General features: G+C 36.3%; 17 protein-coding genes. 10 read left to right on the top strand and 7 right to left on the bottom strand.

Annotated features, from left to right (window positions below):
- Positions 1–130: 130 nt before the first annotated feature.
- Together RRY75_RS00165 and RRY75_RS00160 are read right to left on the bottom strand one after the other, a co-directional pair.
- On the bottom strand, positions 131–1168 hold the full coding sequence (locus RRY75_RS00165) for an FAD:protein FMN transferase (protein WP_332527170.1): 1038 nt from the start codon (positions 1166–1168) through the stop codon (positions 131–133).
- A gap of 149 nt (positions 1169–1317) precedes the next feature.
- Entirely contained in the window at positions 1318–1854 is a 537-nt protein-coding gene (locus tag RRY75_RS00160) for an FMN-binding protein (protein ID WP_332492350.1), read from the bottom strand.
- A gap of 323 nt (positions 1855–2177) precedes the next feature.
- Here RRY75_RS00160 and RRY75_RS00155 point away from each other — a divergent pair, with 323 nt between their 5' ends.
- The 5 genes from RRY75_RS00155 to nadC all read left to right on the top strand — a co-directional run bounded on the left by RRY75_RS00155 (position 2178) and on the right by nadC (position 8341).
- Entirely contained in the window at positions 2178–4043 is a 1866-nt protein-coding gene (locus RRY75_RS00155) for an FAD-dependent oxidoreductase (protein WP_332492348.1), read from the top strand.
- Positions 4044–4063: 20 nt separating this feature from the next.
- The gene (locus RRY75_RS00150; protein ID WP_332492346.1) at positions 4064–5029 is read left to right on the top strand and encodes a polyprenyl synthetase family protein; all 966 of its coding nucleotides are present in this window, start codon (positions 4064–4066) and stop codon (positions 5027–5029) included.
- Between the two features lie 228 nt (positions 5030–5257).
- The gene (nadA, locus tag RRY75_RS00145; RefSeq protein WP_332492344.1) at positions 5258–6172 is read left to right on the top strand and encodes a quinolinate synthase NadA; all 915 of its coding nucleotides are present in this window, start codon (positions 5258–5260) and stop codon (positions 6170–6172) included.
- Positions 6173–6201: 29 nt separating this feature from the next.
- Positions 6202–7527: an L-aspartate oxidase gene (locus tag RRY75_RS00140; protein ID WP_332492342.1), complete on the top strand. Its 1326-nt coding sequence runs from the start codon at positions 6202–6204 to the stop codon at positions 7525–7527.
- A complete protein-coding gene (gene nadC / locus RRY75_RS00135) occupies positions 7493–8341 on the top strand; it encodes a carboxylating nicotinate-nucleotide diphosphorylase (RefSeq protein WP_334309712.1) in 849 nt (282 codons plus the stop codon). Before RRY75_RS00140 ends, nadC begins: the two co-directional genes overlap by 35 nt.
- 126 nt (positions 8342–8467) lie before the next feature.
- Here nadC and dapA read toward each other — a convergent pair whose 3' ends face one another.
- Positions 8468–9349, bottom strand: a complete 882-nt coding sequence (gene dapA, locus RRY75_RS00130; RefSeq protein ID WP_332492338.1) for a 4-hydroxy-tetrahydrodipicolinate synthase — start codon at positions 9347–9349, stop codon at positions 8468–8470.
- A gap of 255 nt (positions 9350–9604) precedes the next feature.
- On the opposite strand from dapA, the gene hpf reads away from it, so the two are divergent.
- From hpf to RRY75_RS00115, 3 genes are all read left to right on the top strand, one after another.
- On the top strand, positions 9605–10138 hold the full coding sequence (gene hpf, locus RRY75_RS00125) for a ribosome hibernation-promoting factor, HPF/YfiA family (protein WP_332492336.1): 534 nt from the start codon (positions 9605–9607) through the stop codon (positions 10136–10138).
- 267 nt (positions 10139–10405) lie between these two features.
- Entirely contained in the window at positions 10406–11119 is a 714-nt protein-coding gene (gene deoD / locus RRY75_RS00120) for a purine-nucleoside phosphorylase (RefSeq protein ID WP_332492334.1), read from the top strand.
- Positions 11120–11197: 78 nt separating this feature from the next.
- Positions 11198–11686, top strand: coding sequence for a hypothetical protein (locus RRY75_RS00115; RefSeq protein ID WP_332492332.1), 489 nt, complete (start codon positions 11198–11200; stop codon positions 11684–11686).
- A gap of 95 nt (positions 11687–11781) precedes the next feature.
- Here the strand turns inward: RRY75_RS00115 and RRY75_RS00110 are convergent, their stop codons facing one another.
- A complete protein-coding gene (locus RRY75_RS00110) occupies positions 11782–13296 on the bottom strand; it encodes a bifunctional metallophosphatase/5'-nucleotidase (protein WP_332492330.1) in 1515 nt (504 codons plus the stop codon).
- A 369-nt stretch (positions 13297–13665) separates the two neighbouring features.
- On the opposite strand from RRY75_RS00110, the gene map reads away from it, so the two are divergent.
- On the top strand, positions 13666–14499 hold the full coding sequence (gene map / locus RRY75_RS00105) for a type I methionyl aminopeptidase (protein ID WP_332492328.1): 834 nt from the start codon (positions 13666–13668) through the stop codon (positions 14497–14499).
- Positions 14500–14632: 133 nt separating this feature from the next.
- Here the strand turns inward: map and RRY75_RS00100 are convergent, their stop codons facing one another.
- The 3 genes from RRY75_RS00100 to RRY75_RS00090 are packed head-to-tail and all read right to left on the bottom strand — an operon-like array spanning position 14633 to position 18654.
- Entirely contained in the window at positions 14633–16489 is a 1857-nt protein-coding gene (locus RRY75_RS00100; protein WP_332492326.1) for an ABC transporter ATP-binding protein, read from the bottom strand.
- On the bottom strand, positions 16479–18215 hold the full coding sequence (locus tag RRY75_RS00095; RefSeq protein ID WP_332492324.1) for an ABC transporter ATP-binding protein: 1737 nt from the start codon (positions 18213–18215) through the stop codon (positions 16479–16481). Before RRY75_RS00095 ends, RRY75_RS00100 begins: the two co-directional genes overlap by 11 nt.
- Positions 18208–18654 (bottom strand): MarR family winged helix-turn-helix transcriptional regulator, encoded by a 447-nt coding sequence (locus RRY75_RS00090; RefSeq protein WP_332492322.1) that lies wholly within the window; start codon positions 18652–18654, stop codon positions 18208–18210. The genes RRY75_RS00095 and RRY75_RS00090 overlap by 8 nt, the downstream gene beginning before the upstream one ends.
- Before the next feature lie 261 nt (positions 18655–18915).
- On the opposite strand from RRY75_RS00090, the gene secA reads away from it, so the two are divergent.
- Complete coding sequence (secA, locus tag RRY75_RS00085) at positions 18916–21495, top strand: preprotein translocase subunit SecA (RefSeq protein WP_332492320.1); 2580 nt, start codon at positions 18916–18918, stop codon at positions 21493–21495.
- Positions 21496–21532 lie beyond the last annotated feature (37 nt).

The following is a 21532-nucleotide window of genomic DNA, read 5'->3' as shown; positions in this document are numbered from 1 at the left end:
ATAAAAGAATAGTTGGATGTATACATAAGGGATACCGATATTATTAATAGATATAAGTTTTAGAAATAAAAGGTGCATGAAACTAGAGAAGTCAATCTAGCTTCATACACCTTTTGCTGCTTAATAAAGTTTATTCAACTAATGTAAAAGCTTCATTGGTTAGGACAAAGGAATTTTTTAGCCCTTCAGTAATATAAACTTGAGAATCTTTTGTGATAAAGATCGCATCAATTCCAGGGAGTGTTTGTACAAATGCCATACCTTCTTCTAGTCCTTGGGAGAAGACGGCAGTAGAAAGTGCATCTCCATCTATAGAAGTATCACTAATAATAGAAATACCTGCAATATCATTCTCAAATGGATACCCTGTTTGTGGATTAAGGATGTGATGATACTTATTTCCATCAGCTTCTAAGTAACGTTCATAGATACCTGAAGTCACCACAGATTGGTTGGCTACAGAGACATATCCTACAATATTATTGCGTGATTCAAAAGGATCTTGAATACCAACTTTCCATAAAGAACCATCTATCTTAGCACCTAATGTGTAAATATTTCCACCTAGGTCAATTAAGGCATGCCCTACTCCTTTAGAAGATAATAAAGTGGCAATGGCATCTGCGGTGTAGCCTTTGGCAATACCACCAAGATCCAATTGCATAGAAGGTTTGTGTAGGTAAATACTAGAATCTTCTTTGTTTAAAGTGATGTTCTGGTATCCAATGAGAGGAAGTGTTGCATCAATTTCAGTTTGACTAGGAACGCGTGCTTCTGGAAGTCCAATGCTCCATAATTTCACGAGTGGCCCAACAGATAAGTCGAAAGACCCATTTGTAAGTTGACTGTAATAAAGCCCCTTTTCAACAATATCAAAGAGGGTGCTATTTACTTTATAAGGTGAGGTACCACTTGAAGCATTAAGCTGAGTAAGTAAGGTACTTGATTTATTTAAACTTAGTTCATTTTCTAGATCCTTGACTAAATTGAAGGCAGCGTCAAGGGTCTCTTCAGTTTGGTGATCAAAAAGTGTAATGCTTACCGTTGTACCCATAAGTAATTCTGTACGTTTTAGAGGTTCATTGGAAGATGCATTAGAGGGGGTGCTACAGCCGGTAAAAGATAAAAGTAAAAAAATAGACAGAAATAGTTTGAAAAATTTATTCATATAAGGATCTCCTTTGTGACATATAAGGTTTATGCATTGAACATACTATACCATATTCTTGAATAGGAAAGTAGGGATAATGAATCCTAGAGGTATGAACATAAAAAAGGATGTTTGACAAAGTCAAACATCCCCTCGTAAAACGATAATTATTCTGCAGCTGGTGCTTCAACAAGAAGAACTTCTGTGTTACCTTCTTGAATGTTAGCCATAAGTGCTGTAGCTAATGTTGTGAAATCTGTTGTTGAGCTTGTAGCACCTGTTACAACATCTACTTTAGTTGGGTCTTGAGAAGCAACTAAAGCTTCAGCTAATGCTGGAGCAAACTCAGCTGGGCTTGTACCAGCAATATCTTTCATTTTTGTGTTGTATTCAGCATCTGCTGTTTTTAAAGCACCTTCAGCGTTTGCATAATCAAAAGTAGCAGCAGTCATTTGACCATCTTCAACTGTTACTTCAACGAAAGCTTTCCAGCCACGTTCATCAGCTTCAGTGTATTCTGCTTTGTATGAACCATCTTTTAAAGCAGTAGCTTCTTCTGTAGCCCCTTCTTCTGTAGCAGCTTCTTCAGCTGGAGTTTCAACAGCTGGAGTTGTAGCTGGCTCTTCTTTTGAAGAACACGCTGTAAGTGAACCAATTGCAATGATTGATGCACAGATTAATGCTAAAAGTTTTTTATTTTTCATGATTAATTCTCCTATAAATTTAAATAATTTTTAAGTTAAAAGCAAACCCTATTGTAGTGAAAAGATATGAACAAATCATTAAGTAAAAACAAATAAATTATGAATGAAGTTAAAAAGTTAACGACTTTTAAAGGTTATAAAAAAATAACATAAGCTATGATATAAGCTAGATTCAGGGCATACAAGACCTATAATATAAAGGGAATAGCCCTTAATAGTGGAGTTAAGCTGATAATTTTAAAACTAGACAAGAAAAGGAATGTTGTGTAAACTGTACAAATAAATGGAATCAAATTATGTTAAGTGCTAGAAGGAGAAGACTCATGGCAGCAATAAATATTGTAATTTTGGGTGCAGGTTATGCAGGTGTACATGCAGCCAAAAAGTTAGCTAAAAAGTACAAAAAAAATGATGAAGTAACAATTACACTCATCGACAAAAATCCTTACCACACACTTATGACTGAGCTTCATGAAGTAGCAGGAGGTCGTGTGCCGGAAGAATCTGTTAAATTAGATTTACATAAGATTTTTCACCGTACAAAAGTAAATGTAGTTGTAGACTGCATAGAAAATGTAGATTTAGAAAAACAAGTTATTAAAACAACAAACGGATCTTATGACTATTCATACTTAATGGTTGGTCTAGGAAGTGAACCAGCATACTTTGGGGTACCAGGTGTTAAGGAACATGGATTTAGCCTTTGGTCATTAGACGATGCGCTTACTATTCGTGAACATATTGAGTACCAATTTAGAAAAGCTTCTATTGAAAGAGATGAAAAAGTAAGACGTGAAATGCTTAGTTTCATCGTAGCAGGAGCTGGATTTACTGGAATCGAGATGGCTGGAGAGCTTCTTGAATGGAAAGACACATTAGCTGCAAAATACCATGTAGATGTAGAAGAAGTTCAAGTATATGTTGTAGAAGCAGCAGGTAGTATTCTTAACATGCTTGATCAAAAACAAGCAGCAAAAGCTGAAAAATATATGGTTAAGCATAAAATTGAAGTCCTTAAAAATGCTCCAATTACAGAAGTTAAGGAAGATAGCATTACACTTAAAGATGGCAGAACAATTGCAACACGTACACTTATTTGGACATGTGGTATTCAATGTGCAACAAGTGCTTCTGATGTAGAAGTAGCTAAAACACGTGCAAACCGTCTTAAAGCAAATGAATATATGCAAGCAGAAGGTCACGAGAACGTTTATGTAATTGGTGACTGTGCTTATAATGAGGAAGATGGAAATTGTACAAATCCTCAAATTGTAGAAGCAGCAGAACAAACAGCTATGACGGCAGCAAAAAATATTATTGCCTCTATTGAAAACAAAGAAAAAGTTGCTTTCAAAGGTAAATACCATGGATTCATGGTTTCTATTGGTGGACGTTATGGTGTAGCAAACCTTTCAGGTCTTAAGCTTTCAGGTTTCTTTGCTATGGTTATGAAACATATTGTTAACCTTTACTACTTATTTGGTGTATTAAATATTTATTCTGTATATCACTATTTACAACATGAATTTTTCGATATGAAGCAAAATAGAAATATTATGAGAGGTCATATTTCTTCTGTAGGAAATCGCCTATGGACAGTACCTCTTAGATTATATATTGGTTGCCTATGGTTAGTTGAAGGTCTGAAAAAGTTAATGGGTGAAGGCACATGGGATTTTATGTGGGAAACACTTCAAAATACAGGCGATTTAGTTGTACAAATTGGTTCAGACAGTTGGATTAAAGCAGGCAATGTAAAAATGCCATTTAATTGGTTATATGATGCAGTATCATCAGCATCTCAAACAGGGGACGCAGCGACTACATTTGCAGAACCTATTCTTGATAAGATGCCAGGTTTTTATGAAGCGATGATGAAGATTATGATTCCTACTCCAGAAATGGCAGTATTTTTCCAAACAATTGTAGTGCTTACTGAAATTTGTATTGGACTTGCATTAATTGCTGGATTATTCACTTGGTTAGCATCAGCAGCATCAGCATTTATGACAGTTAACTTCGTATTATCAGCAATGGCTGGATGGGAGATCTTATGGTTCTTTTTCGGTGCGATTGCACTTATGAACGGATGTGGACGTGCATTTGGTCTTGACCACTATGTCATGCCATGGATTAATAAACTAGCAGGCAATTGGTGGCTAGGTAAGAATAAACATATTTACAAGTAAACTAAGGAAGAGGTGAAGGCATGCATATCATTTGGAATCAATATCATCATATCAAAAATGAATTACTAGAGATTATACAATTAATGGATGAGAATGCAAAATGCAAAGATAAGGTGATTGAACAATCTATCAAACATCTTATTCATGCAAATGGCAAGATGATTAGGCCTGCCTTTACAATTCTTGCAGCACAGTTTGGAGAGTATGAAGCAGAAAAGGTACGTGCCCTTGCATCGGTAGTAGAGCTATTTCATATGGCGACACTCGTACATGATGATGTAATCGATGATGCAGCACTTAGAAGAGGGGTACCAACCATTCAAGCTAAATATGGTAAAGAGTACGCAGTTTATATTGGCGATTACTTATTCTGTATTTGCTTTAAAATTTTAGCAAGTACAGCATCACTTCAAAGTATTCAAATGGATAGTTTATCTATGTCACGTATTTGTCTTGGGGAAGTCGAACAGCTTAACTCAAGATTTAATACAGAGGTTTCAGTGAAAAATTATTTAAGACGTATTGCAGGAAAGACAGCAGAGCTTTTCTCTTTAAGTTTATACATTGGTGCAGCAGAGAGTGGTTGTAGTGATAAGCTTTCAAAGACCTTCTGGCGTATAGGACATCATATTGGAATGGCCTTTCAAATTATTGATGATATCCTAGATTACACAGGAAGTGAGCACTCTGTAGGTAAGGACCATGCGAAAGATATTCAAGAAGGGGTCTTTAACTTACCACTTATTTATGCCTTAGAAAAACAGCCTAAGGATTTAATAGAACTTCTTCAGAACCATCCTTATAATGAAAAAGATTTAGAACAAATTATAGATTTGGTGCATGAGCACAAAGGCATTGATAAAGCAAGAAAATTAGCTCAGCAATATACTACAAAAGCTTATAAGCAGATCCAAAAGCTCCCGGAAAATGAGCATAAAGCTATTTTGCTTGAAGTTACCCATAAGCTTTTGGATCGTGAGTATTAATGTAAAGCTTAAAATGAAATCAAAAAAGAGGTTGTTTTACTTTTTAAAGTAAAATGACCTCTTTTTTGTGCAGTGAATAAAGTAGTTGAAGCTATAGCTGTTTTAGTGAGTTGGAATAGAAAAATATAAAAGTATAAAAAAACAATACATGTGACAAGACACATGTATTGTAAAAACATTCAAATAGTGTTATATTAACACCTATATGACATAAAAGAGAGGTGTATTATGGAAAAAACACAACTTATCCAGGCTATTCAAACCTTAAAACAAGAGAAAGATGCTATCATTTTAGCCCATTACTATACAGATGGTGCAATACAAGAGGCAGCAGATTATATAGGAGATTCATACTATCTTTCTAAGATTGCTAAGGAAGCAAAACAACAACTCATTGTATTTTGTGGTGTACGCTTCATGGGTGAAAGTGCAAAGATATTGAGCCCACATAAAAAAGTATTAATGCCAGATAAAGAGGCAGATTGCCCGATGGCTCATATGGTTACATTAGAGCAGATCAAAGAAGTGCGTAAGCAACATGAAGATGTAGCGGTTGTTTGCTACATTAACTCTACGGCGGAGATTAAGGCATTATCAGATGTATGTGTAACCTCTTCTAATGCTTTGAAAATAGTGCGTAATATAGAAGCTTCTCATATTTATTTCATTCCTGATGAAAATCTAGGGCAGTATGTGGAACAGTATGTACCTGAAAAGACTTTTATCTTCAACAAAGGATTTTGTCCAATACATAAAAGCATGAATAAAGCATTAGTACTTGAAGCTAAAGCGCAGTACCCAGAAGCAGAAATATTAATACATCCAGAGTGTACTCCAGATGTAGTTGCTTTAGGAGACTATGTAGGGAGTACAAGTGGGATTATTGAGTATGCGACAAAGAGTACAAGTCAGCAGTTTATTGTATGTACAGAGATTGGTATAGAGTATGCCCTTCAAAAGAATAATCCTGATAAGGTCTTCCACTTTGTAGGGGATATGCGTGCATGTGGTAGTATGAAATGTGTGACGCTTGAGACACTTTATAACGCATTAAAAGATGAGCAGTATGAAATCACTTTAGATGAAGCAATTATGAAAAAGGCGGAGCATGCACTTTTAGAAATGCATCGTTTAGCTGATTAATAAATTATAAAGTAAAAAGAAGGGATAATATGAAAGCAGCATATGATATCATTATAGTGGGAACGGGTGTGGCAGGGCTATTTGCAGCACTCCATTTACCTAGTGAGTATAAGGTTTTAATGCTTACGAAGGATACTCTACAAGCAAGTAACTCCTATCTGGCACAGGGAGGAATTTCTACTCTGAAGGGTGAAGAGGATTATGAAAGTTACTTTGAAGATACGTTAAAAGCGGGGCACTATGAAAACAATGAAGAGGCTGTAGAGATTATGATTCGTGAGTCTACTTGGACTATTCAAAAGCTGATAGAGTATGGTATAGCATTTGATACGTGTGAAGGGGAGTTACTCTATACAAGAGAGGGTGCACATGGCACCAATCGTATCCTACATCATAAGGATATTACAGGTCAGGAGATTACTTCTAAGCTCTTAGCCCAAGTACAGAAGTGTCAGCATATAGAACTTGTAGAGTTTGCCACCATGAGGGACATTTTGACTGATAACAATCAATGTGTAGGTCTAATTGTTGAGCATGAAGGTGAAGTGAAGCCAGTCTATAGCCAGAAAGTTATTCTAGCAACAGGTGGAATAGGTGGGCTATTTGAAAGCTCCACAAACTATAAGCATCTTACAGGGGATAGTTTAGCCATTGCTATTAAGCATCAAGTAGCGCTACAAGATATTCATTACATACAAATCCATCCAACTACCTTATATAGTAAGAAAGAAGGCAGGCGCTTCCTCATTTCAGAAGCTGTAAGAGGCGAAGGTGCTATCTTGTTAAATAAGAATAAAAAACGGTTTGTAGATGAGCTGTTACCAAGAGATGTGGTCAGTGTTGCTATCTATGACCAGATGGTAAAAGATAAGATGCCCTATGTGTGGCTATCTTTAAAGCATTTAGGGCAAGAGAAGATCAAAAGGCGATTCCCAAACATTTACGAAAGATGTTTAGAAGAAGGGTATGACTTAGTGTATGAGCCTATCCCTGTTACACCAGCCCAGCATTACTTTATGGGCGGAGTCAAAGTGGATATGTACGGTCAAACTTCTATGCCTAATCTCTATGCAGTAGGGGAAACAAGCTGTAATGGGGTACATGGTAAAAATAGATTAGCAAGTAATTCGCTTTTAGAAAGCTTGATTTTTGCAAGACGTGCAGCCGAAAATATTATTAAGGTAGGGGATATGAATGAAGTGAGTATTGAATCATTCGTTCCAATAGCTTATGAATGGGAATATGCTAGTGAAGATTTAGAAGCAACCTATAAACAATTAATCTTAGATGAGATTAAACGAAAGGATGAGAAATTCTATGATCAATGGTGTCACAACAACCATCAATGTGGATGAAAAAATACTTTTAGCATTACAAGAAGATATTACGAGTGAAGATGTTACAACTAATGCGATTATCAGGAAGTCTACACCTTGTAGTGTAGAACTTATTTGTAAACAAGAGGGGATATTAGCAGGAATTGATGTTTTTAAACGTACTTTTGAATTGCTTGGAGATATTACGTTTACAACGCAATATCAAGATGGGGATAGCCTCCAAAAAGGAGACCTTATTGGGATACTTGAGGGAGACGCTAGAGTGGTCCTTTCAGGAGAGCGTACAGCGCTTAATTACCTACAACGTATGAGTGGAATAGCCACTTTGACACGTGACATGGTGCAAGAATTAGAAGGTTCTAAGACTAAGCTATTAGATACACGTAAGACAACACCTGGTATACGCGTCTTTGAAAAGTATGCAGTTAAGGTAGGTGGTGGATACAACCATCGTTTTAATTTATCAGATGGTATTTTGATTAAAGATAATCATATCAATGCAGCTGGTGGTGTGAAAGAAGCTATAAACATGGCATTAGAATATGCACCTTTTGTTAGGAAGATAGAGGTTGAAGTAGAAGACCTTCAAATGCTAGAAGAAGCATTAGAGGCAAAGGCAGACATTATTATGCTAGATAATATGTCAATAGATATGATGAAGGAAGCTGTAGAGCGTGTAGCAGGTAGAGCTAAGACAGAGTGCTCAGGGAATGTATCTAAAGAAAGATTAAGGGCCATTGCCGAAGTAGGGGTAGATTATGTATCTTGCGGTGCGTTGACCCATTCAGCACCTATATTAGACTTTTCTCTTAAGAACTTGAAAAATTTGTAAATATGCCAATAGAGTACAGGATATAAAAAGATAGTCAATGCCATTTACCTAGGCTATAAATTTGGGGGTTATATGCAAAAGGCAAATAAAAAAGACTTCAAGGCTTAGTAAACCTTGAAGTCTTTTTTATTTTAATAGGCCGTATTCTAGGAGTGTTTCTTTTAAAAAAATTTCATTTTGAGGTTCCATAGCAATAAGCGGTAAACGGCAGGATCCTACATTGAATCCCATAGCATTCATAGCTTTTTTTACAGGTACAGGACTTGGTTCGCAAAAGAGTGCTTTGACCAGTGGAAGTACTTGTAGTTGAAGTTTTCTCGCTGTCTCAAGGTCCCCATCAAAGAACGATTGGCAAAGGGTATGGGTATCACGAGGAATAATGTTTGCCATAACAGAGATTACCCCTTTTCCACCTAAACAGAGGTATGGAAGGACAAGACCATCTTCTCCGGAATAAATACTAAAGTCACTAGGACAAAGATTCATGAGCTCACCCACATGGGTGAAGTTACATTCTTTGATAGCAACAATATTTTCGATTTGTGCAAGCTTAGCAGTTGTTTCTGGAGTCATGTCTAGCACTGTACGAGAAGGTACATTGTAAAGGATGATAGGGGTAGAAACACTTTTTGCAATGGCGCTAAAATGCTCGTAAAGACCTTTTTGAGAAGTCTTGTTGTAGTAAGGTACGACGCAAAGCAAGGCATCTACACCTACAGATTCTGCATATTGACTTGTAGTAATAGCGTGACGTGTATCGTTGCTACCTGTTCCAGCAATAACAGGAATACGCTTAGCAACCTTTTCTACAGTATAGCGAATGGCTCCGTAGTGCTCTTCAATAGGCATAGTAGGCGCTTCACCTGTTGTCCCACAAATAATAATCGCATCGGTGCCCTCTGCAATGTGCCATTCAATGAGTTCGCCTAATTTATCATAATCAACACCCTGTTCGTTAAACGGGGTAACAATCGCAACACCAGAACCAGTAAAAATCGGTTTTTTCATAAAAGTGTCCTCCTTATAGATAGTCATATAAAAACATTATACTATGACGTTTACTAATAGTATATACATGAAGGAGATAAGAGGGGATATCTTATAGAAAAAATTAGGATATTATTTTAAAAAAAAATATGTATAAAAGTTTATAAAAAAATAAAATAATTTTTATATAAAAGAAGGAATTCAGTTAACAACGTAGAATATATATATTATAAACTTACCAAGACAACAGGTAGTGGATTGAAAGGAGAGATACATATGAAATACAACATTTTAGGTAAAAATATTGAGGTAACAAAAGGTCTTGAAAATGCAGTGATAGATAAGCTTCATAAACTAGATAAATACTTCAATGACCAAACTCCCGTCCAAGTAATGCTTAGTGTAGAAAAACAACGACACATTATTGAGATTACGATTCCTTTCAATGGACAGATCTTAAGAGGAGAAATTGATGGCAAAGATATGTATGCAATTATTGATGATGCTGTTGCCATTATCGAACGACAAATTGTACGCTTTAAAAATAAACTAAGACGACGTCATAGAGGAAATCCAGTAAGCTTTGCTGAGGACTTCATGGGTGTGGATTATGACGACGATGAACTCCTTAAAATTGATAGAAAAAAACAATTTGCTATTAAACCGATGGATGTAGAAGAGGCTATTATGCAAATGGAGCTAGTAGGACACACATTCTTTGTATATAGAGATGCACAGAGTGAAGAAGTAAATGTAGTTTATAAACGTAAAAATGGGACTTATGGTTTAATAGAACCTATAGTAGGTTAAATAAGATATAAGAAAAAGTTGACTATAGCACTAGAGGCTATAGTCAACTTTTTTATGGTAAAGGAGCCTATAGGTTAACAACATATTAAGAAATATAGACTAAATACATGTATTTTAGTTTTTAAATGGAATAAATAGGTATAGATGCTTGATAAAACTAGCGTAAGAAGGTAAAATATTACATAAGCTTTTCTCTACCTTGAAAACTGAATCCGTGACATGATACATTGAAAAGGTAGATGAAAAAATTTATTCAGGAGGATTATTATGAATCATACACCAACTCCACATAACGGCGCAAAACTAGGTGATATTGCTAAAACAGTATTAATGCCTGGCGACCCATTACGTGCAAAATTTTTAGCAGATACTTACTTAGAGGATGTTGTACAATACAACTCTGTAAGAGGTATGTATGGATATACAGGAACTTATAAAGGAAAACGTGTATCTGTTCAAGGACATGGTATGGGTATTCCTTCAATCGGTATCTATACTTATGAACTTTTCAACTTCTATGGAGTAGAAAATATCATTCGTATTGGATCAGCTGGTGCTATTGATGAAAGTCTTCACATTGGTGATATCGTAATTGGTATGGGCGCATGTACAAATTCAAATTATGAAGATCAATATAGATTACCAGGTCGTTTCTCTGCAATTGCATCTTTCGACCTTGTACAAAAAGCTGCACAAGAAGCAGAACGTTTAGGCTATACCTATAAAGTTGGTAACTTATTATCAAGTGATACATTCTATGATGACAGCTTAAGTCTCAAAGAGTGGCAAAAAATGGGTGTATTAGCAGTAGAAATGGAAGCAACAGCACTTTACTTAAATGCTGCACGTGCAGGTAAAAAAGCGCTTACACTATGTACAATTTCTGACTGTCCATTTACAGGAGAAGCGACAACTGCTGAGGAACGTCAAACGAAGTTCACTCAAATGATGGATGTAGCTTTATCTTTAATCGAAGAATAGTTAAAAGGGGGAGCTGCTTAGAGCAGCTCCTTTATTAAATCTTAGCCTTATTTGAATAAACTAGAAGGATGTGGCAAAATGGAACTTAAATGCACGAAGGAAGAATTTAAAGCATTATTTGATTTAGTCTATGCTGGAAACTTATTAATTAATGGAATGCGCGAAGTAGATGAGCGTATTGCACCACATTCAGAAATGGAACAAAAGATTTTTGCTATGGCAAAAGAATTTGGGTGTGAGGAATTTGTTGAGTTCGATGAGGAATTCAATGAGTATATGCCAACAAGAGCTTATGAGAATAGTGAAGTCAATGACTACATTGATGCCTATGAAGACAAAGTGTTCTGGGAAGAACTTGTAGTACGTATGTCACGTAGACAAGCACTGAATGAATTAGGCGATGAAAATCCTGATATGACAAGTGTAGAACTTAGACAAAGACAAATAGAATTAGAAGAATTCTATGAAGATGAATTCATTGAAAATGGTATTTATCATTTAAAATGGATTAAGCCAGAGATTCAAACTGAAGAAGTGGCTAAAAAAGGTAGTAGATTAGAAGATTAGAAAAAGGCTCTGAAGCTAGTTTCAAACTAGTTTCAGAGCCTTTTGACTATTTAAGAGTATAAGCGTCCCTTCTATAGTCGGGAACTGAATAAAGTCTATTTTTGAATAGTAATATAAGTGGTTGGATCTACAGTGACATGTTTATGTTGCATAAAGTAATCAATGATGATTTCAGGCATTTCAACTAAAATTTCTTGAACCACTTTACAGCGTGGGTACATATTGTAGCCACCTACACCACTATAGCGATAGTTGTTCATAGCAAGTGTTAGAGTATCTTCTAAAGCAACTTCTTTGCCATGAAGTGTCATAGCTACTACACGTTCACCTACTGGCTTAGTTAAGTCAAGAGTGTAGTGTAGTGGTGCAAAATAGTCATAGTTATAATGAGATACTTTAGGTTTAAGGAATTTATCTGAGATAGAAAGTGTATCTTCTTCAAGATGGAAGTAACTGGCGGTGTTTTCTAAAGCTTCCTTTAAAATGCTACCTGTGACTTCTAATACAGAAAGTGTATTAGGGAAGATATAGGTGGAAACAATATCTCGGACTGTTACTTCTTGGTTAAAGCCTTTGACACTATTGGCAAAGGAAGTACAAGCGATATCCGCGCCACTACGTTCAAGTTGCACTTGGTTAATAAAGTTAGCTAAAGGGCTACCATGAAGAGCCATATCTAAATGGTCAGTTGGTATAAGTGGCATGTCTAAGAAACCAACAGGTTCATCTAACCAAGTTTGAAGCGAGGATTCGATAGGCATAAGCTCGTTATAAAGTTTTTCATTGTACTGAAGTTCAGTAGGTATAAGCTCAGATTGAATAGCAACTTCGCCAGAATCCTCAACACGAATTTCTACTTGAGCAAATTGGGTACCATATTGTGGCGTTTGAACAAGGTGTGTACCGCAAATCTCTTTATTGGCTAGAGGAATATGTTGGTGACCTGTAAGAAGGACATCGAAATCAAAAGCCTCACAAATAGCATAAGCTAAGTTTTCCATACTATCACTAAGTTTTTTGTCTGTTTCTAGGTCATATTCTAGACCGCCATGATAAATCCCAACCATTAAATCCACTTCACATTGTAGGGCTTCAAAGCTTGGACGAATACTTTCAAGGGTTGAAGATACGATAAAGTGAGTTAAGTTTTCTTTCTTTTCCCATACAGGAATAAATTCTGTGCTGATGCCGATTAGACCAACTTTTAGGCCATTTTCTAAAGTATGAATCGCATCTTTTTGGATAGGAAGCTGGTTCAGTGTATCTTCCACATTAGTGCATAAACATTTTGCATCCAAATAATTTAAATAACTTTTTAAATACTCATAGCCATAGTTGAAATCATGATTGCCTAAAGTGATATAGTCATAGCCAGCACGATTCATAACCTCTGCAAGAGGATTTTTAGGCAAAGCCCCGCGGCTTAAGAAAGTTGTAAATGGAGAACCTTGAATAGTATCACCACCATCTACAATAAGGGTATTACCATCTTTTTTAAATTGTTCCATCATACATAAGAAGCCTTGTGGTTTCTTATCTTGGTCTCTATAATCTGTGGGATAAACATATCCATGAACATCGGACGTGAAGTAAAGCGTTAGTTTTTTCATAAGTGCACCTCGTAAGTAATATAAACAATACCATGTATTATATCAATAAATAACAAATCAAGCTATCTTTAGGATGTGAATTAATAATAGAAAATATAGTTGTAAATATTTTATTAAGTTACCTTCTTATGGAGAATTTTAGTCTATAATAAAAATAACAAGAAAAATGCAACCGAGGAGCGACGAAAGTAAAATAGTTTCAGAAGAAATTCTTTGTGGCAGTAGCAAAGAGTTTTCCATTTTACTAGCCCGTTGGTTCACTTTTTGAGTATATTGCCACTTATAACAGGTGTTTGGCTATTGAGTCAGGATAAGAAAATAGATGTGATGACACCAAAAGGTGAATAAATAGAGATAAGGAATGATAAGATGAGAACAAAAACTAACAGTGGGCGTACACCTTTAGATGAAAAGTTAGATAGTTTTAGAAAACAAGGTTATATCGTACCACCTAAAAATATTATTAAAAACGAAAAGCAAATAGAAGCCATCAAGAAGAGTGCAAAGATTAATACAGCTATTTTAGACTATATAGCAGCAAATATAAGAGAAGGCATGACGACACTAGAAATTGATGAATTGGTGTACTTATTTACTAAAGGGCAAGGTGCTACACCAGCACCTCTGAACTACCAAGGATTTCCTAAGAGCGTTTGTGTGTCTGTCAATCATGAAGTATGCCACGGTATTCCAGACAAGGATAGAGTGCTTAAATCAGGCGATATTGTCAATGTAGATGTCTCTACCATCTACCATGGCTATTTTTCAGATGCTTCACGTATGTTCCAAATAGGAGAAGTGAGCGAAGAGGCAAAGAAACTTGTAGAGGTGGCTAAAGAATGTATGGAAAAGGGCATCGAACAAGTTAAGCCATGGGGATTGCTTGGAGATATAGGTGCAGCAATTAATGATCATGCTAAGGCTAATGGTTACAGTGTGGTAAGAGAAATTGGAGGGCATGGTGTAGGGCTTGCTTTCCACGAGGACCCTTATGTAAGCCATGTAAGTAAAGCAGGAACAGGGATGCTCTTAGTGCCAGGTATGATTTTTACCATTGAACCTATGGTGAATATGGGAACAGCTAGAGTGAAAGAAGATAGAAAAAATGGATGGACCATCTATACAGCAGATGGTAAGTTATCAGCACAGTGGGAAAGTATGATTCTTGTTACTGAGACAGGATATGAAATTTTAACCCAATAAGAAATCGTAGTACACTTGTTATTTATAAGTTGATACAAATAAAAGGTCTATGAAAAACTAGGAATTTTCAACTAGTTTTCATAGACCTTTTGTTTGAGTAGAATTTTACTGATTTTATAAGTCTAAATACTTCTTAAGCAGATTGGTCAAATTGGCTATTGTAGAGGTCTGCATAGATGCCACCTTGAGCAAGTAGCTCGTGATGTGTACCTTGTTCCACTACATTTCCTGATTGCATAACTAAGATGATATCTGCATCTTTAATAGTAGAGAGGCGGTGGGCAATAACAAAGTTTGTACGGCCTTCCATTAGACGTGTCATAGCATTTTGAATGTAGTGCTCTGTACGTGTATCAACACTACTTGTAGCTTCATCTAGAATAAGAATAGCAGGATTTGCTAAGATAGCACGAGCTATCGTAAGAAGTTGCTTTTGACCTTGAGAAATGTTAGAAGCTTCTTCGTTTAAAATAGTATCATACCCTTGAGGTAAGGTACGTATAAAGTGGTCAGCATGAGCAGCCTTAGCAGCAGCTACAACTTCTTCAAAAGGAGCATTCTCTTTACTATAGGCAATGTTATCGCGAATTGAACCTTTAAAGAGCCAAGTATCTTGAAGTACCATACCAAATAGGTGACGTAAATCATTTCTTGTTAGGTCAGTGATATTGACACCATCTACACGAATTTCTCCACTGTTGAGCTCATAGAATCGCATAAGTAGGTTAATCAGTGTTGTTTTACCAGCTCCAGTAGGTCCAACTATGGCAATAGTTTGACCAGGTTGCACGGTAATATTTAAGTCTTTCATGAGTAAGTGTTCAGGTGTATAGCCAAAGGCTACATGGTCAAAGGTCACTTGACCTTTTGGTTGGTTTAATGAAACGGGTTGAGTGGTATCAGAAACGGCCTCTTCCTCATCTAAAATTATAAATACTCTTTCAGCAGAAGCAATAGTAGATTGAAGGATATTAGCAATATTAGCAAGCTGATTAATAGGTTGTGTAAACTGTCTAGAGTATTGGATAAAGGCTTGAATATCTCCAATGAGAAGCTGACCACTTACAACTTGAAGACCACCGACTACGGCAACTACCACATAACCAATATTATTGACAAGTCCCATAAGTGGCATAACAAGACCAGATACAAACTGAGCTTTCCAACCAGATTCATAAAGGGAATCATTAATCGCGTTAAAGTGTTCAATAGATTCTTTTTCATGGCTAAAGGCCTTAACAACTAAGTGTCCTGTATACATTTCTTCAATATGTCCATTTAAAGACCCTAAAGTATTTTGTTGAGCTGAGAAGTGTTTTTGTGAGCGACCAATAATAGGGCGAATAACAAAAATACCTAGAGGAAGGGTAACAAGGATAATGAGTGTTAGCACCCAACTGATACTAAGCATCATTGCAGTTACACCTATAAGTGTTACAACAGAAGTAATCAACTGAGTAATACTTTGTTGAAGGGTATTACTAATATTATCTACGTCATTGGTAACAGTACTTAATAAGTCACCATTAGAGTGAGAGTCAAAATATTTTAGAGGAAGACGAGATAACTTTTTATTGACGTCAGTACGTAGGACAAACACAGTGTTTTGTGCCACATCAGCCATTAAATATTGTTGAAGATAGTTAAAGAAGGCACTAAGGAGATAAAAACCAGCAAGTACAAATAGAATTTGTAAAAGTGCAGTAAAGTCAATGCTACCAGTACCTTTAGTCATGCTATCTACACCAGCAGCAATGGTATTCGTAGCAGACCCTAGTATTTTAGGACTAACTACGGCAAAAAGAGTACTTAAAGCTGCTAATATAAAAATAACAATAAGTTTAATACGTGCAGGTTTAAGGTAGCTCAGCAGACGTCTAAAAGATCCTTTAAAGTCTTTTGCACGCGCGCCGGCCATAACCATACCATGCCCCATTGGTCCGCCAGGAGCTCCACCAGGTGCGCCCGGACGTTTATGTTTATTTTCCATTTTCGATCTCCTCCTTTGAAAGTTGAGATAAGGCGATTTCTTTATAGACTTCACAATTGTCGAGGAGTTCACGGTGTGTACCTTGACCTACTACGTTTCCGTCATATAATACAAGTATTTCATCTGCATCCATAATCGTACTAATACGTTGTGCAACAAGAATCATTGCAGATTCAGTAATTTCGGACTTAAGTGCTTTTCTAAGATTAGAATCTGTTTTAAAATCAAGAGCAGAAAAACTATCATCAAAGATATACACTTCAGGTTTGCGAATAAGTGCGCGAGCGATACAAAGACGTTGTTTTTGCCCACCAGATACGTTTGTACCACCTTGAGCAATATAACTATCTAGTCCGTCATCCATATTAGAAACAAAGTCATAGGCTTGTGCAGTTTTTAGTGCTTCCCAGATTTCTTCATCTGTAGCATCTTCTTTACCATATTTTAAGTTATCTCTGATAGTCCCACTAAAGAGAAGTGCTTTTTGAGGAATAAGCCCAATCTTACTTCTAAGTTCTGCTTGAGTCATAGACTTAACATCAACACCATCTACAAGAAGCTCACCCGTAGATACTTCATAGAATCTTGGGATAAGGTTAACAAGTGTAGATTTGCCAGAACCCGTACCGCCAATAATAGCAGTTATCTTACCAGGTTTTGTCTCGAATGAAATATGGTTTAGAGCAGGCTCCTCACTGTTTGGATAGTAGAAAGTCACATCGTTAAAGGCTACTTGGCCACAAAGAGAAGGTGCAACTGTTTCTTTTACTAAATCTTTTATTTCAAGAGGTGTATCTAAAACTTCATTAATACGCTCAGCAGATGCTGCAGCTCTTGGAATCATAACAAACATCATGGTAACCATAACAAGAGCCATCATAATTTGCATAACATATTGAATAAAGGCAATAAGGCTACCGACTTCAAGACCACCAGCTTCAATACGTATTGCACCAAACCAGATAATAGCTACAGAAGTAAGGTTCATAATAATCATCATACTTGGCATTAAGACTGCCATAATCTTATTAACACGTACAGCAGTAGAGGTTAAGTCTGCATTGGCACCATCAAAACGTTTTTGTTCGTAAGGTACTTTGTTGAAGGCACGAACAACACGAATCCCTGTTAAGTTCTCACGAAGTACTAAGTTAAGCTTATCTAATTTGACTTGCATAGATTTAAAGAGAGGCATACCAAATTTAGCGACAAGTCCAATAACTAATATAAGAATTGGAATAGAAATAACCAGTACAATAGAGAGTTCTAGATTAGTGGATAAGGCCATAATGAGTCCACCGATTACCATAAGAGGTGCTGTCACCATCATACGTAAGGACATAAGGACTAATTGTTGAACTTGAGTAATATCGTTGGTTGTTCTTGTGATTAATGAAGAAGTACCTAAGGTATTGAATTCACCTAAAGAAAAGGATTCTACCTTCATGAAAAGGTCTTTTCTAAGGTCACGGCTAAAGCCCATAGCTATTTTAGCAGAGTTGAGGTTAGCAAATACCATAAAGGCACTACCGAGTAAGGCGACCAGTAACATAAATAATCCTACGTAAATAATATAAGAGGTATTGCCAGTAGGGATACCTATATCTACAATTTTAGCCATTAAGGCAGGTAGAAATAAATTGGAAATCGTTTGTAAAAAAAGTAAAAACAAAGTGAGTATAACACTCCCTAAATAGGGCTTTAAATACTTAGCTAGTCTAATCATTTTTATCATCTCCTTCACATTGATGTAAATTATCACGTACTTGCATTAAAAGCCTTTTAAGAAGGACTTGTTCTTCTATACTTAAATTGTTATTATAGAGAAGTTCATTCTGTTCATAGAGCTTTTCAAGTGCCTTACAAGTAGTATAACCCTTTTCACTTAAGAATGTACGGCAAATACGTTTATCATTTTCATCCACTTGCTTATAGACCATGCCAGAGTTCTCTAACCTTTTAATCATAACGGTTATAGTGGATGGTTTGACATATAATCTAGAAGCTAAAACGGACTGACTTAAGCCATTTTCATGATAAAGGCACATGAGCAGAGGGGGTTGGCCTGGGTGTAGGCCGTACACTTCAAAGAGTTCATGGCTTCTAACAAATTGTAGACGAATAATTTCCCACAATAAATTGTTAATAGTATTTTTGGTTTTCATGATAATCTCCTCGCAATTAATTAGCTAACTAATTATATAACAGCTGAATATGATAATTCAATAGCAATATTATGAATAAAAAATGAACTTTGGAGTTAAGATTAAAGAAGGACACACCCTTAGGATACCTATAATTGGATGGGTTCGATAGTTGTAATAGTGTATAATATTTGATATACTTAGTGATAGTGTTTACTCGGATAAAACTTAGTATGCGATAAATTGATACATATATAACATAGAAAGAAGAAGGTGAAGATTTTGAAGAACTTTGTAGAGAAAATTTTTGGTACTCACTCTCAACGTGAGCTTAAAAGGATTGAACCAATCGTAGCAAAAGTCGAAAGCTTTGATGAAGCGATGCAAAAACTCACAGATGACGAGCTTAAAGCAAAAACAGTGGAATTTAAAGAGCGTTTAGCAAAGGGAGAAACTCTAGATGACATCTTACCGGAAGCTTATGCTGTATGTCGTGAGGCGAGCTGGCGTGTTCTTAATATGAAACACTTCAAAGTGCAGCTTATTGGTGGGGTAATTCTTCACAATGGTCGTATTGCTGAAATGAGAACGGGTGAAGGTAAAACGTTAGTAGCAACGCTTCCAGCTTACCTAAACGCACTTGCAGGCAAAGGTGTACACGTTGTAACAGTTAATGATTATCTTGCTAAGCGTGATGCGGAAGAAATGGGACAACTTCACAACTGGTTAGGACTTACTGTAGGGTGCATCTTAAGTGGTATGGAAAACGACGAAAGACGTGCAGCATACAACTGTGATATTACTTACGGTACAAACAATGAATTTGGGTTTGATTACTTACGTGATAACATGGTACTTTATGCTGAGCAAATGGTTCAAAGACCACTTAACTATGCCATCATAGATGAGGTTGACTCTGTCCTTATTGATGAGGCAAGAACACCTCTTATTATCTCTGGTAGTGGTTCAAAATCTACACACCTTTACAAAGCTGCTGATATTTTCGTAAGACGTCTTAAAAAAGGACAACTTTTAGGCGAAGAAAGTGCTATGGCTTCTCTTATGAGAGAAGAAATAGAAGAAGAGGGGGACTTCATCGTTAATGAGAAAGAAAGAAATGTTACCCTTACAGCTGATGGTGTTAAAAAAGCAGAACAATACTTTGGTGTTGAGAACTTAGCTGACCCAGAGCACATGGAAATTCAACATCATATTAATATCGCACTTAAAGCACATAACTTAATGCATCTTGAAAAAGACTATATCGTAGATGAAAAAGGTGAAATCGTTATTGTTGACGAATTTACAGGTCGTCTTATGGATGGACGTCGTTACTCAGATGGTCTTCACCAAGCAATTGAAGCTAAAGAAGGCGTAGAAGTACAAAAAGAAAGTCAAACACTTGCAACCATTACTTTCCAAAACTACTTCAACAAATATAATAAAAAATCTGGTATGACAGGTACAGCTTTAACAGAAGAAGGCGAATTTAGAGATATTTATGGAATGGACGTTATCGTTATTCCTACAAATAGACCCATTCAACGTATCGACCACGCAGATATGGTATTTAAAACAGAAGAAGCTAAATTCAAAGCTGTTATTGAAGATATTAAAATCGCTTATGAAAAACAACAGCCAGTACTTGTTGGTACAGTAACAATTGATACATCTGAACTTCTTAGCAAACTTCTTAAAAGAGAGGGTATTCGTCATCAAGTACTTAATGCGAAATATCATGCAAAAGAAGCTGAAATCATCTCATTAGCAGGTAAAAAAGGTGCAATCACTATTGCTACAAATATGGCTGGTCGTGGTACGGATATCAAACTTGAAGAAGGTGTACAAGAGTTAGGTGGTCTTAAAATTATCGGTACAGAGCGTCATGAATCAAGACGTATTGATAACCAGTTACGTGGACGTTCAGGACGTCAAGGTGACCCAGGTGAGTCTCGCTTCTACTTAGCATTAGAAGATGACTTAATGCGCCTATTTATTCCAGAAACAACGATGAAGATGTTTGATGCACTTGGTCTTCCAGATGATGAACCAATCGAACACAAGATTCTTACAAAAGCTATTGAAAGAGCACAAACAAAAGTAGAAAGTAATAACTACGGTATTCGTAAACATCTTCTTGAATACGATAAAATTATGAATGAACAAAGAGAAGTTATCTACGGGGAACGTTTCAATGTACTTAAAAACGAAAACCTTAGAGATAATGTGCTTGCTATGTGTAAAAATGTCGTTACAAAAGCAGTAATGAGTGCAACACACGGTATTGAGTATCCAGAAGATTGGAACTTAGCAAGTATGATGGATCACCTGTCTACTATCATTCCATTTGAAGAAGTAGAGTTTACAAAAGAAGAACAACAAAATCTCACACCAGATACTTTGATTGATCTTCTTTATGGAAAAGCAGTAAGTATATATGAAACAAAAGAAGCGGAAGTTGGTGAGCAACTTCGTGAAATCGAACGTGTTATCATGCTCAAAGTCATCGATCAAAAATGGATGGATCACTTAGATAACATGGATCAAATGCGTCAAGGTATCAACCTTCAAGCTTATGGTCAACGTGATCCACTTGTAGAATACCGTTTCTTAAGCTTTGATATTTTCGAAGAGATGACAGAAACAATCCAAGAAGAAACAACAAAGGCACTCTTCCATGTACGCCTTCAACCACATCAAGAAATTAAACGTGAAGCGGTTATTAAGGTAACAGGCACAAACCACAAAGATGAAAGCTTAGGTGCTCAACCTGTAGTGAAAAAGGAAAAAGTAGGTCGCAATGACTTATGTCCATGTGGTAGTGGTAAAAAATACAAACAATGTTGTGGTCAAAACGAATAGATAAATGAAAAGAACTATAGATGAGGTAGAACACTAC

Source organism: Niameybacter sp. (genome assembly GCF_036655075.1).
In the GTDB taxonomy this organism is placed as follows: Bacteria; Bacillota; Clostridia; order Lachnospirales; family Cellulosilyticaceae; genus Holtiella.
The sequence above is the reverse complement of the archived record's forward strand: the minus strand, read 5'-3'. Positions and strand labels throughout refer to the sequence as shown.

Excerpts from the sequence above, each read along its gene's own strand:
- RRY75_RS00165 (WP_332527170.1), bottom strand. The coding sequence starts at position 1,168 with ATGAATAAATTTTTCAAACTATTTCTGTCTATTTTTTTACTTTTATCT.
- RRY75_RS00160 (WP_332492350.1), bottom strand. The coding sequence starts at position 1,854 with ATGAAAAATAAAAAACTTTTAGCATTAATCTGTGCATCAATCATTGCA.
- RRY75_RS00155 (WP_332492348.1), top strand. The coding sequence starts at position 2,178 with ATGGCAGCAATAAATATTGTAATTTTGGGTGCAGGTTATGCAGGTGTA.
- RRY75_RS00150 (WP_332492346.1), top strand. The coding sequence starts at position 4,064 with ATGCATATCATTTGGAATCAATATCATCATATCAAAAATGAATTACTA.
- nadA (WP_332492344.1), top strand. The coding sequence starts at position 5,258 with ATGGAAAAAACACAACTTATCCAGGCTATTCAAACCTTAAAACAAGAG.
- RRY75_RS00140 (WP_332492342.1), top strand. The coding sequence starts at position 6,202 with ATGAAAGCAGCATATGATATCATTATAGTGGGAACGGGTGTGGCAGGG.
- dapA (WP_332492338.1), bottom strand. The coding sequence starts at position 9,349 with ATGAAAAAACCGATTTTTACTGGTTCTGGTGTTGCGATTGTTACCCCG.
- hpf (WP_332492336.1), top strand. The coding sequence starts at position 9,605 with ATGAAATACAACATTTTAGGTAAAAATATTGAGGTAACAAAAGGTCTT.
- deoD (WP_332492334.1), top strand. The coding sequence starts at position 10,406 with ATGAATCATACACCAACTCCACATAACGGCGCAAAACTAGGTGATATT.
- RRY75_RS00115 (WP_332492332.1), top strand. The coding sequence starts at position 11,198 with ATGGAACTTAAATGCACGAAGGAAGAATTTAAAGCATTATTTGATTTA.
- RRY75_RS00110 (WP_332492330.1), bottom strand. The coding sequence starts at position 13,296 with ATGAAAAAACTAACGCTTTACTTCACGTCCGATGTTCATGGATATGTT.
- map (WP_332492328.1), top strand. The coding sequence starts at position 13,666 with ATGAGAACAAAAACTAACAGTGGGCGTACACCTTTAGATGAAAAGTTA.
- RRY75_RS00100 (WP_332492326.1), bottom strand. The coding sequence starts at position 16,489 with ATGGAAAATAAACATAAACGTCCGGGCGCACCTGGTGGAGCTCCTGGC.
- RRY75_RS00095 (WP_332492324.1), bottom strand. The coding sequence starts at position 18,215 with ATGATTAGACTAGCTAAGTATTTAAAGCCCTATTTAGGGAGTGTTATA.
- RRY75_RS00090 (WP_332492322.1), bottom strand. The coding sequence starts at position 18,654 with ATGAAAACCAAAAATACTATTAACAATTTATTGTGGGAAATTATTCGT.